Consider the following 16,124-nt stretch of genomic DNA (forward strand, 5'->3'; position numbering starts at 1 on the left):
GCGCGGGGTGGCGGCCGGAGTAAGATGTGGTGCAAAGCGTTCCGATCATTTGCGTCGTCGATGACGACGACGGCATCCGCGAAAGCCTCGACAATTTCCTGCGGGCCGTCGGGATGGAGGTCCGCACCTTCCCTTCGGCCGAGGACTTCATCGCCTACCGGGGCGACGCCGGCTGCCTGATCACCGACCTGACCCTGCCGGGCATGGACGGGTTGAGCCTGCAGGCGGAGTTGCTGCGTCAGGGCCGCGACCATCCGGTGATCATGATGACCGCCTTTGCCACACCCGCCATCCGCAGCCGCTCGCTCGCACTGGGCGCCTGCGCCTTCGTGACAAAGCCGCTCGATCCGGCAAGCCTGCTCGCCCTGATCGAGGACGCCCTCAAGACCAGACAACGGGATTGCGACGCATGATCCGCCAACCCCACCGCAGCCCCTCCTCCGTCGGGGGATACGACGCCGCAGGCTTTGCCGGCACGGCGTGGCCCGGCTACGATGGTCCGGCCGACCGGTCCGGCCAGCGGAAAACGGGGGTGGCGGAGGAAACCATGACCGACGGCGGCGCTCCTGTCCTGGTCTGCATCATCGATGACGACGCCGAGGTGCGCAGCGCGATGGAAAGCCTGCTGCGGTCCGCCGGCTACCGCGTGCTCGCCTTCGCCGACGCGGAGGAATTCCTGGCCTGCGGGGAGGCGGCCGACGCCGCCTGCCTGATGCTGGACGTCTATCTGGACGGCACCGACGGGCTGGAGGTCCAGCAGGCGCTGCACGATCGTTCCGTCGCGGTCCCGGTGGTGCTGATGACCGGCCAGGGCGACGTCCAGATGACGGTGCGCGGCATGAAGGCCGGTGCCGTCGATTTCCTGACCAAGCCCTTCGCCGAGGAGGAGGTTCTGCTGGCCGTCGCCGAGGCGGTGGAGAGGGATCGCCGGCACCGCGTCGAACGCCGCCAGGACGACACGGCGCGCGCGCTCTATGCCAAGCTGACCCCGCGCGAGCGCGATGTCATGGCCCTGGTCACCGCCGGGCTGATGAACAAGCAGGTGGCGGGAAAACTGGAGTTGAGCGAGGTCACGGTGAAGATCCACCGCGGCAACCTGATGCGCAAGATGAACGCCCAGTCCCTGGCCGACCTCGTCCGCATGGCCGAGATCCTGGGCGTGCGCGAACAGACCGTCACCCGCTACGGCGCCGCCGGCTGATTGCCGGCCGGGTTGACCGGCAGCCCCAGAGGCGGTCCCGCGGGACGGTCTCCCGATCCCGCGATGCGGGGGAGGCGGTCGAGGTCCGTCACGCCGCCGGCCAACACCTTGCGGCGGTGCGCCTCACCCCGGACCACTCCTCGCACAGGATAGAGGTCGGGGGAATCTCGAACAGGCCAAGGTACCGAAGCTCCACCTTTGAGGATGCTTCCGCGCCCACCCGACTTGCCGGGTCGTCGTGACGCCCTATTCTCCGCCGTCCATCGGAAGATTTTAGGAGGACGGCCGCCTTGTCTCGATTGGCCGTCTCCGGCCTTTTCCGGTCATTCCGTACCCGCTTGGCGTCTTGTCCTTAATACCTAGAGATGGATGCGGCCACGCGGGAAGCGGGGCGAGAATGTGGGCCAGCACAATCCGGATCCGCCGATGGGATCCGCCGATGGAGACCGTCATGACCACAATCCACGTCAACGGGCGCGCCTATCAGGTGGCGGTCGATGCCGACACGCCGCTGCTCTGGGTCCTGCGCGACACGCTGGGCCTGACCGGGACGAAATACGGCTGCGGCATCGCGCAGTGCGGCGCCTGCACCGTGATGATCGACGGCACCGCCACCCGGTCGTGCCAGGTGCCGGTGGAGAGCGTCGGGAGCGCCGACATCCGCACCATCGACGCCATCGAGGAGGACCCCGTCGGCCGCAGGGTGGTGGATGCCTGGGTCGCCGCGCAGGTGCCGCAATGCGGCTACTGCCAGTCGGGACAGGTGATGGCGGCGACCGCGCTGCTGAAGCAGACGCCCAAGCCGACCGACACGGACATCGCCGACGCGATGACCAACCTGTGCCGCTGCGGGACCTACAACCGCATCGCCGCCGCCATCCGCCAGGCCGCCGGCTGAGGGGAGGACGCATCATGGACCGCCTGCTCACCCTTCCACCGGTCCCGTCACCGGCCGACGGCACGCACCCCCTCCAGCCGCGGATCGACGCGCGGGCGGCAGCCGCGCTGATGACGGCCGACGGGGTCTCCAACCTGTCGCGCCGCGGCTTCCTGGGCTTCGGCGCGGGCGCGCTGGTGCTGGGCGCCCTGCTGCCGGCCATGCCGGCCCGGGCACAGGCCGCTTCCGCCACCGCTTCCGCCGCAGCCGTCAAGCCGGGCAGCCGCGTTCCGGCTTTCCTGGTCATCGGCCGCGACAACGGCGTCACCCTGCTCAGCCCCTTCGTGGAGGGCGGCCAGGGCATCAGCACCGGGATGGCGCAGATCGTCGGCGAGGAGCTGGACGTCGACCCCCGCCGCTTCACCGTCGAGTGCGCGCCGCCGGGTCCCGACTATGCGGTGATCAACGGGCTGCGGATGACCGGCGGCAGCTTCTCCACCCGGTCGAGCTACCCGCTGATGCGCCGGCTGGGCGCCACCGCGCGCGACATGATGATCCGCGCCGCCGCCGCCACGATGGCGGTCGAGCCGCAGAGCCTGTCGACGGAGGACGGCTTCGTCGTCCATGCCGCCTCCGGCCGGCGGCTGTCCTACGGGGAGCTGGCGCCCGCCGCCCTCGCCCTGCCGCCACGCGACGACGTGGCGCTGCGCGATCCCGCCGTCTTCCGCTACATCCGCCAGCCGATGGCGCGGTTGGACGTGCGCGCCAAGTCGACGGGCAAGGCGGTCTACGCCATCGACCAGAAGCTGGACGGCATGCTCTACGCCGCGGTCCAGCATGCGCCCAACCAGGGCACGGAGCCGACGGCGATCGCCAACAAGGCCGAGGCGGCGGCGATGCCCGGCGTCCATTCCGTCCATACGCTGCCGGGCGCGGTGGCGGTGGCGGCCGATAGCTGGTGGCGCGCCCGCAAGGCGGTGGAGGCGCTGTCGGTGAGCTGGTCGGCGCCCGCCGCCACCGGCCTCGACACGGTGGCCGCCGACTATGCCTCGGACGGGCTGCTGGCGGCGCTGAAGGCATCGACCGAGGCCGGGATTCCGGCGGAGACGGCGGGCGATGCCGCGACGGCCGTCGCCGGCGCCGCCAAGGTGATCGAGGCCGAGTATCAGGCCCCCTACCTGGCCCATGGGCAACTGGAGCCGCCGTCCTCGATGGCGCGCTTCAATCCGGACGGCACGCTGGAGCTGTGGGCGCCCAACCAGATGCCGGAGCTGTTCCAGTCGGTGGCGGCGCAGGCGGCGGGGCTCTCCCCCGACAAGGTCATCCTGCATTCGCCGATGCTGGGCGGGTTCTTCGGCCGCCACTTCCTCTATGGCAGCTCCAACCCCTTCCTCCAGGCGATCCAGCTCGCCAAGGCGACAGGCCGGCCGGTGAAGGTGCTGTGGTCGCGCGAGGAGGAGTTCCGCATGGACGCCCTTCGCCCGCTCAGCTACACCCGCTTCCGCGCGGCCATCGGCGCGGACGGGCGCCCGACCGCCATCCAGGCGCGCACGGTCGGCGAAGGGCCGCTCGGCCGCTGGTTCGGCGCGGTGTTCAAGGACCCGGTCGACAGCTCGGCGGTGGAGGGCATCACCGAGAAGCCCTACGCCATCCCGAACCGGGCGATGGAATATGTGAAGGTCCCCCATCCCGTCACCATCGCCTTCTGGCGCTCGGTCGGCCACTCGATGAACGACTTCTTCTACGAGGGCTTCCTGGACGAGATCGCCGATGCCGGCGGCCAGGACCCCTACGCCCTGCGGATGGAACTGCTGAAGGACAAGCCACGCCACCGCAAGCTGCTGGAGACCGTGGCGACGATGTCCGGCGGCTGGAAACGCGGGCCGTACGAGGTGGACGGCACCCGGCGCGCCCGCGGCATCTCCATGGCCTCGCCCTTCGGGTCGGAGACGGCGACGATCGCCGAGGTGTCGGTGCGCAACGGCGAGACGCAGGTCCACACGGTCTGGGTCGCCTTCGATCCCGGCAGCATCGTCAACCCGGCCATCGTCAGGTCGCAGGTGGAATCCGCCGTCGCGCTGGGCTTGTCGGCCACCCTGTTCGAGGAGCTCGTCTACAAGGACGGAGTCCGCCAGTCGCACAATTTCGACGACTACCCGATCCTGTCGCGCAGCTCCATGCCCACGGTGCATGTGGAGATCGTCGAGAGCGGCGCCCCGATGGGCGGCGTCGGCGAGCCCGGCCTGCCCGGCGTCCCGCCGGCGGTGGTGAATGCCGTGGCGGCGTTGACCGGCCGGCGCATCCGCAGCCTTCCCCTGGCGAAGACCAGGATCGAGGTCTGAGGGCGCGGACGCCACCGCAGGGCGAGAATGTCCGGAAAAGCTGTTTCCCCGACATTCACGCCTTGTGAGCGGCGTCCTAGACTTCGGTTATCCGCCGTTTCCGGCCGCCTGCCCCGGCAGGGCGCATGCGCCGCGGTGGCCTGCGCGCCGCCGGACCGCCCCCGCAAGGATTTTTCCCATGACTTCCCCCATGACCTCGGCGAGCGCCTCCTCCAGGGCGCCGCTCTATTGGCTGGCGCTCGGGTCCTTCGCCGTCGGGACCGAGAGTTTCATGATCGCGGCGATCCTGCCGGACATCGCCGCCGACCTGTCGGTCAGCGAGCAGGCGGCCGGCCAGCTTGTGTCCGTCTTCGCGCTGACCTATGCCGCCAGCTCCCCGGTGCTGACCGCCGCGACCGGTGCCGTGAGCCGGCGCCTCCTGCTGATCGCCACCATGCTGGCCTTCGTCGCCGCCAACGTCGTCGCCGCGGCGGCCGCCAGCTATGGCGGCCTGATGGCGGCGCGCGTGCTGCTCGCCATGGCGGCGGGGCTGTTCGTGCCCAACGCCAACGCGCTGGCCGGCGTGCTGGTGCCGCCGAACGAGCGGGGCCGCGCCCTGTCGATCGTGACCAGCGGGCTCAGCCTGGCCATCGTGTTCGGCGTGCCGCTGGGCGCCCTGGTCGGCAACGCGCTGGGCTGGCGCATGACCTTCGGCGGCGTCGCCGTGCTGGCGGTCGCCGCCGCCGCCGGGCTGCTGTTCGGGCTGCCCCGCGCCATCGGCGCATCGGTGCCGGTCGCCGGACTGGCCGCCCGGCTGCGGGCGCTGAAGAACCCGGCGGTGCGCCGGCCGCTGGCGGTCACCACGCTGTGGGCGATGGGTCCCTTCACCGTCTATCCCTACATCGCGTCCTACCTGCAGCAGGTGACCGGGCTGGAGGGCGGCGCCGTCGGCGTCGCCTTGTTCGCCTGGGGCCTGGCGGCGTTCGCCGGGCTGGCGGTGGGTGGACGCCTGACGGACCGGCTGGGCGGCGCCCGCATCGTGGCGCTGACCCTGCCGCTGGTCGCGCTGGCGCTGGCCAGCCTGTCGCTGACGGCGGACCTGCTGCCGCCGGCGCTGGCGCTGGCGCCCGCCTTCGCCGGGATCATGGTGTGGGGATTCGCCGCCTGGGCCTTCTATCCCGGCCAGCAGGCGCGGCTGATCGGCATCGTCGGACCGCAGCACGCGCCGATCATCCTGTCGGTCAATGCCTCCTTCCACTATTTCGGCTTCTCGGTGGGCGCGGCGCTGGGTTCGCTGGTGCTGAGCGTCGCCAGCGTGCGCGAACTGGGCTGGGCCGGCGGCCTGTGCGCCGCGCTGGCCTGCCTGCTGGAGTTCGCCCCGGCCCGGGCGCCGCGGCTGGCGCGGGCGGCGGCCGAGTGACGCGCCGTCCCGCATCGGGACATGAAAGAGGGAACATGGAAAGGGCCGCCGGACAGTCGTCCGGCGGCCCTTTCCGTTGCGCTCGCTCCCGGCGCGGTGTCTCAGACCGGGATCGGGTTCTCGGCGATGTAGCTGTTGAAGCCCATGACCAGCGCATGCTCCTTCGGGCCGGCATTGTCGCGCATCGGCCGGGCGCTCTCGACGATCGCCTCCTCCGCGTCGGTCGCCAGCGCCGCCATCGTCTGCTCGATGAAGGCGTCCAGCGGCATGGCGCGGGGATCGTCGCCCTTCTTGATCAGGTCGGTGTTGACCCAGGGCGGCGCGATCTCCTGGACGGTGACGCTGGTTTTGCGCAGCATGAAGCGCTGGGACAGCGTGTAGCTGTGCAGCGCCGCCTTGGTGGCGGAATAGACCGCGGTGGTGGCCAGCGGGGTGTAGGCGAGCACCGAGGTGTTGTTGACGATCACCGCCCGCGGCTGCGCCTTCAGATGTTCGATCAGGGCGGAGGTCATGCGGATCGGGCCGAGCAGGTTGGTCGCGATGATGGATTGCGCCTGCGCGTCGTCGATGACGCCCGACGCGTCGTCGAAGGGCATGATGCCGGCATTGTTGATCAGGACGTTGAGCGCCGGGAATTCGGCCGTCAGCCGTTCGGCGGCGGCCTGGATGCTGACGGGGTCGGCGATGTCCAGCTCGACGGCCTTCATGCCGGGATTGGCGGCGGTCACCTGCTCCAGCAGCGACCTGCGCCGGCCGGCGATGATGACCTGGTTGCCCAGCCGGTGGAACGCCTCGGCCAGCCCCCGGCCGATGCCGGAGGTCGAACCGGTGATGAATATGGTGTTGCCGGTGAGTTGCATGGCTGGATGTCCATTTCTGGTTGGAAGACGGGCGAACGGATGGCATCGGACGAGGACCAGTAATTCCTCCCGCGCCCCGGTCGTTTTCGATGTGGAATGCTAGCGCACGCGAAGTATCGCGGGAGCCATATCTAGGTATTAACCTTGGGCCGTCGACGGCATCGGAAGCGGCGGGCGGCCCCGGCGCGTCCTATTCGGGCGCCGGGACGCGGCCATTCTCGACCGAGCGGCGGATCACCTGGGGCGGCTGGCCGTAGGCGCGCAGGAAGGCGCGGCGCATGCGCTCGCGGTCGGCGAAGCCGGTTTCGCGGGCGACGACGTCCATCGGGTGGCGCCCTTCCTCCATCATCACGCGGGCCGCCTCCAGGCGCAGATGCTCGACCGCCTTGGCGGGGGTCTGGCCGGTCTCCTGCCGGAACAGGCGGCTGAACTGGCGGGGGCTGAGGTTCGCGGCCCCGGCCAGTTCCTCGACCGACAGTTCGTTCCGGAGGTTCTCCTTGGCGTGGACCAGCGCCCGCCGCACGCGGTCGGACCGCGGTTCCAGGTCCAGCAGGGCGGAGAACTGCGACTGTCCGCCCGCCCGGCGCAGGTAGACGACCAGCTTGCGCGCCACCGCCTTGGCGACCTCGACCCCGAAATCATCCTCGACCAGCGCCATGGCGAGGTCGAGGCCGGCGGTCATCCCGGCCGAGGTCCAGACATTGCCGTCGACGCTGAAGATGCGGTCCTCCTCCACCCTGACCTTGGGGTAGAGGCGCTGGAGCGTGCGGGCGTGGCTCCAGTGGGTGGTGGCGCGGCGGCCGTCGAGCAGGCCGGCCTCCGCCAGCACATAGGCGCCGGTGCAGATGCCGGCGACCCGGCGCGAGGCGCCGGCGGCGTCGCGCAGGTAGGCCAGCAGGCCGGACGAGGACGGCCTGACCTGCAGCGATCCGATGGTGATCGTCGTGTCGAAGACCTCCTCACCGAAAGGCCGCGTCTCCACCGCAAAGCCCAGGGAGTTGCGCACCGGCCCGCCCCGTTCCGACAGGACATGGACCTGATAGGCCGGCCGGCCGAGCACGAGGTTCGCCATCTCGAAGGCCGAGAGGGCGGCCATTCCCATCACCTGGAAATCCTCGAACACCACGAAACCGATGGTGAGCATGTCCCCTCCCCGCCTGCCGGACCGGCCCCGTGCCCCTGCGCCACGGACGCAGCCGCAGCCGCGCCGGCCGGCACCAGACTATGCTGGCGGGGGGCTTGGCTGAAATGCCAAAGACACGACGATTCCGGCCATCGCGGCGGCAGGCGGCGGTGGCGGCAGGTGGCGGGGACGGGGCAATCGGCGATGACAGGTCAGGCGCCGATGACAGGTCAGGCGCCGCTGTCTCCCGCCTCGGCGAAGGCCGTGCGCGCGGCCTCCAGGATCTCGTCGGACAGCGCCGGGTCATCGACCGCGCGCGCCAGGACGAGCGCGCCGACCATGCCCGAGAGGGTGGCGAGCGCCGCCTTGCGCCTCGCCTCCGCCGACCGGCCCGGCACCAGCCGGCCCAGCAGGTCGATGAAGGGGCGCAGCCCCCGGGTGAAGGCGCCCCGCGCAGCCCCCCCCTGGCGTGCCGCATCGACGCCGAGCGCCGCCATGGGGCAGCCGGCGCCGCTGTGGTCACGGTGGCGCTGCGACAGGTAGCTGGTCAGCAGCGCCGGCAGGGCGTCGCCCCCCCTCTCGTCCGCCGTCCGCCGCCAGCGCTCCGCCGCCTCCTCCATCGCGCGGGCGCAGGCCTCCGCCGCCAGATCGTCCTTGGAGGCGAAATGACCGTAGAAGCCGCCATGGGTCAGGCCGGCTTCCTTCATCAGGTCGACGACACCGATGCCGTTGAAGCCGCGCTCGCGGAACAGCATGCCCGCCACGTCGACGATCCGGCGCCGGTTCTCGGCCGCCTGCTCCTTGCTCACCCTCATGCCGCACCCCCGGTGGCCGGGCGCCGGGTGGCGCCCGCCTGAAAGAGACGCCGGAAAAGGCGCCCGAAATGCCATTGACAAATCATATGACGATCATCATCAATTATTCAATCATGATGGTCATCATTTAACGTGCCCTGAGCCGGGCGCCGATCCGGAGACCGCGACCATGCCGAACTCCCCTGCCCCCTCCACCAGCCACGCCCCCAACCATAACCCCAACCATAACCCCGGCCACGACCCCGTCGTCATCGTGTCCGCGGTCCGCACGCCACTCGGCCGCTTCCAGGGAGAGCTGGCGCCGCTGGCGGCCCCCGTGCTGGGCGCCCGCGCCATCGCCGCAGCGGTGGAGCGCGCCGGCCTGCCGCCCGCCGGCATCGACGAGGTGCTGATGGGCTGCGTCCTGCCCGCCGGCCAGGGCCAGGCGCCGGCCCGGCAGGCGGCCCGCGGCGCCGGGCTGCCCGACGCGACCGGCGCCACCACGATCAACAAGGTTTGCGGGTCGGGCATGAAGGCGACCATGCTGGCCCACGACCTGATCCGCGCGGGGTCCGCCGACATCGTGGTGGCCGGCGGCATGGAATCGATGAGCAACGCCCCCTACCTGCTGGCCAAGGCGCGCGGCGGCTACCGCATCGGCCACGACCGCCTGCTCGACCACCTGATGCTGGACGGGTTGGAGGATGCCTATGAGGGCGGCCGCGCCATGGGCGACTTCGGCGAGGCGACGGCGCAGGCCTACGGTTTCAGCCGTGCCGAGCAGGACGCCTATGCGGTGGAGACGCTGACGCGCGCCCGGCGGGCGGTGGAGAGCGGCGCCTTCGCGGCCGAGATCGTGCCGGTCGCCGTTCCCGCCAAGGGCGGGGAGCGGCTGGTGGAGCAGGACGAGAACCCGCGGAAGGTCTCCCCCGACAAGATCCCGTCGCTGAAGCCGGCCTTCCGGCGGGACGGCACGATCACCGCCGCCAGCTCGTCCGCCAACGCCGACGGCGCTGCGGCGCTGGTCCTGACCCGGCGCTCCGTCGCCGGGGCCGCCGGGCTGCCGATCCTGGCGGAGATCCGCGGCCATGCCACGCACAGCCAGGACCCCGCCTGGTTCACCACGGCGCCCATCCCGGCGATCGGCAAGCTGCTGGACAAGGTCGGCTGGTTGGTGGGCGACGTCGACCTCTTCGAGATCAACGAGGCCTTCGCCGTCGTCGCCATGGCGGCGCAGCGCGACCTTGGCATCGCCGCGGACTGCCTGAACGTCAACGGCGGCGCTTGCGCGGTCGGCCACCCGATCGGCGCCACCGGGGCGAGGCTGATCGTCACGCTGCTCCACGCGCTGGCGGCCCGCGGGCTGACGCGCGGCGTCGCCTCGCTGTGCATCGGCGGCGGCGAGGCGACGGCAATCGCCATCGAACGGACCGCCTGACCCGGCTTGGCGCGGTTGGTGCCCCACGCTGCGCGGTCCGGTCGCGCGGACGGCCGGAACCGCATCCCAAAGACGGACGCATCCTTCTATATCGCGCGCCCGCCCGGACGTAGCGTCACGGCATCGGTTCCGCGCTCAGGCATGAGCGGACATATGGAAGAGGAGACACGATCATGATGCTCAACTGGAACGAATACCGCCAGCAGGTGCTCACCGGTGTCGGCGAGATGGGCAAGCTCAGCCCCGAGACGGTGAAGGGCTATGTCGGGCTCAGCGCCGCCGGCCAGAAGAAGGACCTGCTCGGCGCCAAGACGCGGGAGCTGATCGCCCTGGCGGTCGCCGTCACCGTGCGCTGCGACGGCTGTATCGCCGTCCACACCGAGGGCGCCATCAAGAACGGCGCCACCCGCGAAGAGATCGCCGAGGCGCTGGGCGTCGCCGTCGCCCTCAATGCCGGGGCGGCGCTGGTCTATTCCACCCGCGTGATGGACGCCTACAGCGCCCATGGCTGACCGGACGGCGGCGGCGACCGGCCACCGGATCGCCGCCGCCGAACCGTCGGTGAGCCGTCAATGCGCCGGCACCGAGCCGGTGCCGTACGTTCCGTAAAGGCCGGGGAGCGTGCATCAGAGGTCGCGTCAGACGTCGACTGCGGCCGGGGCGGGTTCCAGCCCATCCATCTGGCGCTTGTGCCGCCACAGGCGGGGAACCTCGCCGGCGATGCGGCGGAAGATGCGCGAGAAGTGCGACTGGTCGGAAAAGCCGCAGTCGAGGGCAATCTGCGACAGGGGCGTGCCGGTGGTCTCCAGCAGTTCCTTTGCCCGCTCCACCCGCCGGCGCATGATGTAGGCGTGCGGCGGGCAGCCGAAGCTGTCCTTGAATGCCTGGCAGAAATAACCGCAGCTCAGCTTCGCCGCCGCCGCGAGGTCCCGGTTACGGATGGTGCCGGCGAGATGGGCGTCGACATGGGAGACGACCCGCCGGACCTGCCACGCCGCGAGACCGGTTTTCCGGCCGGCCTCCTCCGGTGCTTTGGCGTCGGTGCCGGGGTCGCCGCCGGGTCGTTGCAGCCGGGCCAGGGCCAACGACAGGCAGTCTGCGATGGACTGGTTGTCCGAGGCGAGCATGTCGCTGGCGACCCGCAACAGCCGGTCGACGGCGGCCGACAGCCGGTTGGCCTCTTCCGGCATCCCGTCTTCCGGCATCCACGAAACGGATGCCTGCCCCGCCAGTGCCGAAGGAAGCCGCGGCGGCGTCTCGGAAAGGGCCAGTTCCATACCGAACTCCTGCCAACATCGCTGTGGCCGGTAGAGTGCCGAAGTCGCCGACAGGCAGGAACCCATACTCAGGTATCGATCGCCGATCCGCTGTGTGGTGAACCGGCTGGATGTCCAGGCGGAAGGATGGTGCACCTTGGCAATGCTGGAGCCAGGCTGCGGTTGCCCACAACGGTGGGTGCCGATGGGGGCAAGCGCACTGGCACGTTTCAATCCACGCCTCCGCGTAGGAGGCGACGGGGGGAAACACTGCCGTCGTCAAACACGATGTCGTTTCGATCCACGCCTCCGCGTAGGAGGCGACCGCTGAAGGTCTGCGCCGATCCGGCCGCGCTGTGGTTTCGATCCACGCCTCCGCGTAGGAGGCGACTTTTCGAAGGCCAAGGGCGGCGTTCCCCGCAAGAAGTTTCGATCCACGCCTCCGCGTAGGAGGCGACGAGCCAGTGCACGGCGGCTGCCCCTTTCATCGGCCGTTTCGATCCACGCCTCCGCGTAGGAGGCGACAGTGGTTCGGGTTCGACCTGTCCTTGCCGCGCTAGTTTCGATCCACGCCTCCGCGTAGGAGGCGACCGGCTTTCCAGCCGTACCGGATCCACACATAGACGTTTCGATCCACGCCTCCGCGTAGGAGGCGACGGCAGCGGAGGCGTCGACCAATCAAACGTGTCCCGGTTTCGATCCACGCCTCCGCGTAGGAGGCGACATCATCACCTCTGCCGCAATCACGACAACGATGTGGTTTCGATCCACGCCTCCGCGTAGGAGGCGACCGGTCGAGCAGCTCGCGCTCACGGTGGAGGAGATGTTTCGATCCACGCCTCCGCGTAGGAGGCGACAATTGGCCGACGAGATGGGCGAGCACATAACCGCGTTTCGATCCACGCCTCCGCGTAGGAGGCGACCGGGCGCGGGCGCGGATATCCGACACCACGCTCTGGTTTCGATCCACGCCTCCGCGTAGGAGGCGACAGGTGTCGGTGCGCAGCCCAATGAACCCGTAGCGGTTTCGATCCACGCCTCCGCGTAGGAGGCGACCGACCGCTCTGAGGCGAGGGCCGCGTGATGCTGGCTGTTTCGATCCACGCCTCCGCGTAGGAGGCGACTCAAGTTGGTGTTGAGCAGCGACGCCACTGACAGGTTTCGATCCACGCCTCCGCGTAGGAGGCGACCCGGCCAGCACCTTGGCGAGCAGGTCCGTGTTGCCGGTTTCGATCCACGCCTCCGCGTAGGAGGCGACGGGTGTCGTCCGTGCAAGATGTGTTGAGGAAGGCGTTTCGATCCACGCCTCCGCGTAGGAGGCGACCCGGCCAACTACATCCTGTCCCTCGCCATCCTGTTGTTTCGATCCACGCCTCCGCGTAGGAGGCGACGGGTGATCGTGGCGGAGATGACCTCGCCGGGCGTGTTTCGATCCACGCCTCCGCGTAGGAGGCGACCTGGCGGGGATGTTCAACGCCCTGCGGCGGTACCGGTTTCGATCCACGCCTCCGCGTAGGAGGCGACTCATCGGCGACTGCATCCGCAAGGGTGTGGCTTACGTTTCGATCCACGCCTCCGCGTAGGAGGCGACCTGGAAGCCGCTGATGCCGTGGCCCTTCATGATTTCGTTTCGATCCACGCCTCCGCGTAGGAGGCGACAGCCAGTCAATATCTACTTGTTCAGGAACCCACAATCCCGGATCAAACGCGAACCACCTGTTGCACAGCAGTCCGCCGGGCGGCTTTCAGCATGCCACCGACGCCAACCCGTTGATAGCGTTCAGGTGCGAACCTCCCGGGGATTTCCTGTGAGCTTCGGGTTCGCAGGTCAGAAGACCAGGGTCCCGCCAAGGTCCAGTGCGGGCTTGACGCCGACATGCTCGATGCGGCGGCCCGCATTGGCACCGAGATGGTAGAAGCGCAGGCTGTCGGTGCCCTGGTCGATCTCCTTGATCAGCCGGGCACGGAGCGCGGCCCATTGCGCCGGATCGACCTCGCATTCGAACACGGAAAATTGGACGCGCTGGCCGAAATCCTGGCACGCCTTCGCGATCCGGCGCAAGCGGCGGCGGCCCGCGGCGTCCTGTGTGTTCACGTCATAGGTGATCAGCATCAGCATGGTCGGTCATTTCCAAAGGAAGGGCGGATAGCCGTCCAGGTCACCGCGCAGATGGCGGGCCAGCAATTGCGCCTGGATGTGGGGGACAAGCCCCAGGCTGAGCTTCTCGTTCAAGAACGGGTGGGTGATCTCATCCTTCTTGCGCTCCTGATAGGCAGCCAGGACCGCCTTGCGGGCATCGTCGCGCAGCAGGACGGCACCGCCCTCCATGTGCGTGAAGTCCTTCGGCCCGATCTGCTGGCGGTTGATCAGCGTGAGAGCGACCCGGTCGGCCAGCACCGGGCGGAACTCCTCCATCAGGTCGAGGGCCAAGCCGGCCCGGCCGGGTCGGTCGCGGTGCAGGAAGCCGACCTGCGGGTCCAGGCCGACAGACTCAAGCGCCGATCGGCAGTCGTGGCCGACCATGGCGTAAAGGAAGGACAGCAAGGCGTTGCAGGCGTCCAGCGGCGGACGCCGGCTGCGGCCGCGGAAGCGGAAGGCATCGTCGTCGCGACGGATCAAATGGTCGAACGCCCCGAAATACGCGTTCGCCGCGTCGCCTTCGTGACCACGGGCGACGTCGATGTTCGCCGCCTCCATGACCCGGCGCGCAACGTCGCCCAGGCGACGCTGGGCGTCGTCGATCCCGGCACAGCCGGCCTCCGTCATCGAGGAGCCATGGTCCCGCCATGCGCGGCGCAGCACCGCACGCTGGTTCGCCGCCTTCGCCGCCACGATGGCCCGGACGACGACCAGACCGGCGTCCGGGTCGTCGGCCACCCGATACTGGCGCCGGCGCAGCAGGACGTTGCCACTGCACGCGCCCTCCACCCGCGCCAGGAACTTGCCATGCTCGGTCAGGAAGGAGACCGTAACTCCGGCCTCGCCACAGGCTCCCATCAGCGGCGGCGACATGCCGACCCGGCCGAAACAGACGATCCCGCCCATCATGTGCATGGGCACGCGGCCGATTTCACGCCGGTCCACCTCCACCACGATGTTGGCGCCGTCCTTGGTCAGCCAAGCGCCTTCGGTCGTGACGAACATCGTGTTCAGATGCTGGCGCATGGGATCAGGACTCTCCGCGGTTGCATGAGGGCATGGCGTCCTCCCCGTCCTCCAGTTGCCGGGCAAGCCAGTCGGCCACCGGTGGCGGACGGCCCAGCCGGCGCGGCCGGCAAAGGTCGATCATCGAGCAGTTCGGGCATTTCGCCGCCTCGTACACCGGCGGCGGGGTGCGGCCGGCCTCGACCATGGCGCGGAGGTCCGCCGCCGTGCGTTCGGTCAGAGCCCGCAGCCCCTCGTCGAGCCGTACCACGACGCGCCGCCGGTTTTCCCCATAGAACAGGGCGCCCTCGGCGATGTCGGTGCGGAACATCTCCTCCAGGCAGATGGCCTGCGCGCAGAGCTGCACCTCGTCGGCCCGGTGGGCCTTGGGCCGGCCGCGCTTGTACTCGACCGGATAGGGCCGTTGGTCGGCGCCGTGCAACTCCACCAGGTCGGCCACACCTGCCAGACCGAGCCGGTGCGAGCGCAGCGGCATCGACCGCACTGTGCGGACGGTGCCGCGCCGGTCCCGGCCGCCGGCGTCCACGGCGTCGTGCAGCAGCCGGCCCTCGACGGTGAGGGCGTTCTCCCGCCACTGCCGCTCGACATGGATCAGCGCGCATTGGCGTGGGCAGAACAACTGGTGCTGCAAGGCCGAGAGAGGGAGAAGATCATCCGCGTCCATGGAGTCTGCGCCCTCCCTCTCCGTTCACCCCTGCCCGTCGGGAGCGGTCAGAACCGCTCGATCATCGTCACGCCGGCGGGCACCCCGGTCCCGTCCAGGGCGACGCGGTAATCGGCAAAACGGCGGGCCGGCGGCAGGTTGCCGGTGCCGGGGCCGTCCAGATCGTACTCCTCGCCCTGGAAATGCCGCTTCACCGTGACGAGGTCGAACAGGCGATGGGCGGGGGCGTTGCCGAGCGCGCTGTCATGGCGGAATAGGACCAGCTTGCGGCCGGCCATCTCGCCGCGGGCCGCCGAGCGGTCATGGTCGAACATGCCCTCCAGCGCGGTCCACAGCAGGTCCAGATCGGCCTCGTCGAAGCCGGTCCCCTCCGCCAGCTTGGCGGAGATGTAGCCATGGCAGCGATACAGGCCGTAGGGGACGACATGCTTGCGCCCCATCGTGCGGTTGTCGCGGCGGCCGTCGTCCGCCGGTTCGCCGTCCTTGCGTTCCTTCGCCTCCTTCTCCGAGGTGGCGGCCATGCGGGTGATCGAGATCTCCAGCGGCAGGATCGGCTCCACCGAATGGGCGAAGGAGAGCTGCACCGGCCCGCGCACCTGCCCGCAATTGATGCTGGTGCTCATCACCGCGCCGAAGCTGCGGACGTCGAAGAAGTTGTCGCACATGAACTGCCGGACGGCCTTTTCCTCCGCCTCCTTGGGCGACAGCTTCTTCGCGCTCTCGACCTCCTTGTCGTCGGGGCGGACGGCCCGGTAGGCGGCCCGGTGCTTCTCGTTCAGGATCGCGCCTTCCTGGACATAGATGCCATAGCGCGGCTCGCCGTCACGGCTCAGTGCGGCGAAGTTGCGGATCTTGCGCTTCAGGCAGACGTCGGTCACCAGCCCCTTGTTGGTTTCCGGGTCCAGCCGCGGCAGGTTGCCGGCGTCGGGATCGCCGTTCGGGTTGCCGTTGGTGACGTCGAACAGATAGACGAACTCGTAGCGGTTCTGGATCGTGGGCATCGC

General features: G+C 69.7%; 15 protein-coding genes and 1 CRISPR repeat array. Of the genes, 7 read left to right on the plus strand and 8 right to left on the minus strand.

Annotated elements, in window-relative coordinates:
- Nucleotides 1-26 precede the first annotated feature (26 nt).
- From J2850_RS26545 to J2850_RS26565, 5 genes are all read left to right on the plus strand, one after another.
- The gene (locus J2850_RS26545) at nt 27-413 is read left to right on the plus strand and encodes a response regulator transcription factor (protein ID WP_343206898.1); all 387 of its coding nucleotides are present in this window, start codon (nt 27-29) and stop codon (nt 411-413) included.
- Nucleotides 410-1,201: a response regulator transcription factor gene (locus J2850_RS26550; RefSeq protein ID WP_246513586.1), complete on the plus strand. Its 792-nt coding sequence runs from the start codon at nt 410-412 to the stop codon at nt 1,199-1,201. The genes J2850_RS26545 and J2850_RS26550 overlap by 4 nt, the downstream gene beginning before the upstream one ends.
- A 397-nt stretch (nt 1,202-1,598) precedes the next feature.
- The gene (locus J2850_RS26555) at nt 1,599-2,099 is read left to right on the plus strand and encodes a (2Fe-2S)-binding protein (RefSeq protein ID WP_209988891.1); all 501 of its coding nucleotides are present in this window, start codon (nt 1,599-1,601) and stop codon (nt 2,097-2,099) included.
- A 14-nt stretch (nt 2,100-2,113) separates the two neighbouring features.
- Nucleotides 2,114-4,420 carry a xanthine dehydrogenase family protein molybdopterin-binding subunit gene (locus tag J2850_RS26560; RefSeq protein WP_209988893.1) on the plus strand — a complete coding sequence of 769 codons (2,307 nt, stop codon included), beginning with the start codon at nt 2,114-2,116 and terminating at the stop codon, nt 4,418-4,420.
- Between the two features lie 178 nt (nt 4,421-4,598).
- On the plus strand, nt 4,599-5,819 hold the full coding sequence (locus J2850_RS26565; protein WP_246513590.1) for an MFS transporter: 1,221 nt from the start codon (nt 4,599-4,601) through the stop codon (nt 5,817-5,819).
- 101 nt (nt 5,820-5,920) lie between these two features.
- Here the strand turns inward: J2850_RS26565 and J2850_RS26570 are convergent, their stop codons facing one another.
- The 3 genes from J2850_RS26570 to J2850_RS26580 form a co-directional block, all read right to left on the minus strand.
- On the minus strand, nt 5,921-6,679 hold the full coding sequence (locus J2850_RS26570) for an SDR family oxidoreductase (RefSeq protein ID WP_209988897.1): 759 nt from the start codon (nt 6,677-6,679) through the stop codon (nt 5,921-5,923).
- 190 nt (nt 6,680-6,869) lie between these two features.
- Complete coding sequence (locus tag J2850_RS26575; protein WP_209988900.1) at nt 6,870-7,823, minus strand: GlxA family transcriptional regulator; 954 nt, start codon at nt 7,821-7,823, stop codon at nt 6,870-6,872.
- Between the two features lie 209 nt (nt 7,824-8,032).
- Nucleotides 8,033-8,617 carry a TetR/AcrR family transcriptional regulator gene (locus tag J2850_RS26580; RefSeq protein ID WP_209988903.1) on the minus strand — a complete coding sequence of 195 codons (585 nt, stop codon included), beginning with the start codon at nt 8,615-8,617 and terminating at the stop codon, nt 8,033-8,035.
- Between the two features lie 169 nt (nt 8,618-8,786).
- Between J2850_RS26580 and J2850_RS26585 the strand changes: the two genes are divergently transcribed.
- Together J2850_RS26585 and J2850_RS26590 are read left to right on the plus strand one after the other, a co-directional pair.
- A complete protein-coding gene (locus tag J2850_RS26585) occupies nt 8,787-10,034 on the plus strand; it encodes an acetyl-CoA C-acyltransferase (protein ID WP_209988906.1) in 1,248 nt (415 codons plus the stop codon).
- Between the two features lie 173 nt (nt 10,035-10,207).
- Entirely contained in the window at nt 10,208-10,546 is a 339-nt protein-coding gene (locus J2850_RS26590) for a carboxymuconolactone decarboxylase family protein (RefSeq protein ID WP_343206899.1), read from the plus strand.
- Nucleotides 10,547-10,672: 126 nt separating this feature from the next.
- Here J2850_RS26590 and J2850_RS26595 read toward each other — a convergent pair whose 3' ends face one another.
- The 5 genes from J2850_RS26595 to cas7c all read right to left on the minus strand — a co-directional run bounded on the left by J2850_RS26595 (nt 10,673) and on the right by cas7c (nt 16,121).
- Complete coding sequence (locus tag J2850_RS26595) at nt 10,673-11,311, minus strand: helix-turn-helix transcriptional regulator (RefSeq protein ID WP_209988909.1); 639 nt, start codon at nt 11,309-11,311, stop codon at nt 10,673-10,675.
- Between the two features lie 206 nt (nt 11,312-11,517).
- Nucleotides 11,518-12,949: direct repeats of the CRISPR family, unit length 32 nt; unit sequence GTTTCGATCCACGCCTCCGCGTAGGAGGCGAC.
- Nucleotides 12,950-13,118: 169 nt separating this feature from the next.
- On the minus strand, nt 13,119-13,409 hold the full coding sequence (gene cas2 / locus J2850_RS26600) for a CRISPR-associated endonuclease Cas2 (RefSeq protein WP_209988912.1): 291 nt from the start codon (nt 13,407-13,409) through the stop codon (nt 13,119-13,121).
- A gap of 6 nt (nt 13,410-13,415) precedes the next feature.
- Nucleotides 13,416-14,456 carry a type I-C CRISPR-associated endonuclease Cas1c gene (gene cas1c, locus J2850_RS26605; RefSeq protein ID WP_209988915.1) on the minus strand — a complete coding sequence of 347 codons (1,041 nt, stop codon included), beginning with the start codon at nt 14,454-14,456 and terminating at the stop codon, nt 13,416-13,418.
- Nucleotides 14,457-14,460: 4 nt separating this feature from the next.
- A complete protein-coding gene (gene cas4, locus J2850_RS26610; protein ID WP_209988918.1) occupies nt 14,461-15,120 on the minus strand; it encodes a CRISPR-associated protein Cas4 in 660 nt (219 codons plus the stop codon).
- A 47-nt stretch (nt 15,121-15,167) separates the two neighbouring features.
- On the minus strand, nt 15,168-16,121 hold the full coding sequence (gene cas7c / locus J2850_RS26615) for a type I-C CRISPR-associated protein Cas7/Csd2 (RefSeq protein WP_209988920.1): 954 nt from the start codon (nt 16,119-16,121) through the stop codon (nt 15,168-15,170).
- Between the last annotated feature and the right edge of the window lie 3 nt (nt 16,122-16,124).

It is taken from the genome of Azospirillum picis (genome assembly GCF_017876115.1).
In the GTDB taxonomy this organism is placed as follows: domain Bacteria; phylum Pseudomonadota; class Alphaproteobacteria; order Azospirillales; family Azospirillaceae; genus Azospirillum; species Azospirillum picis.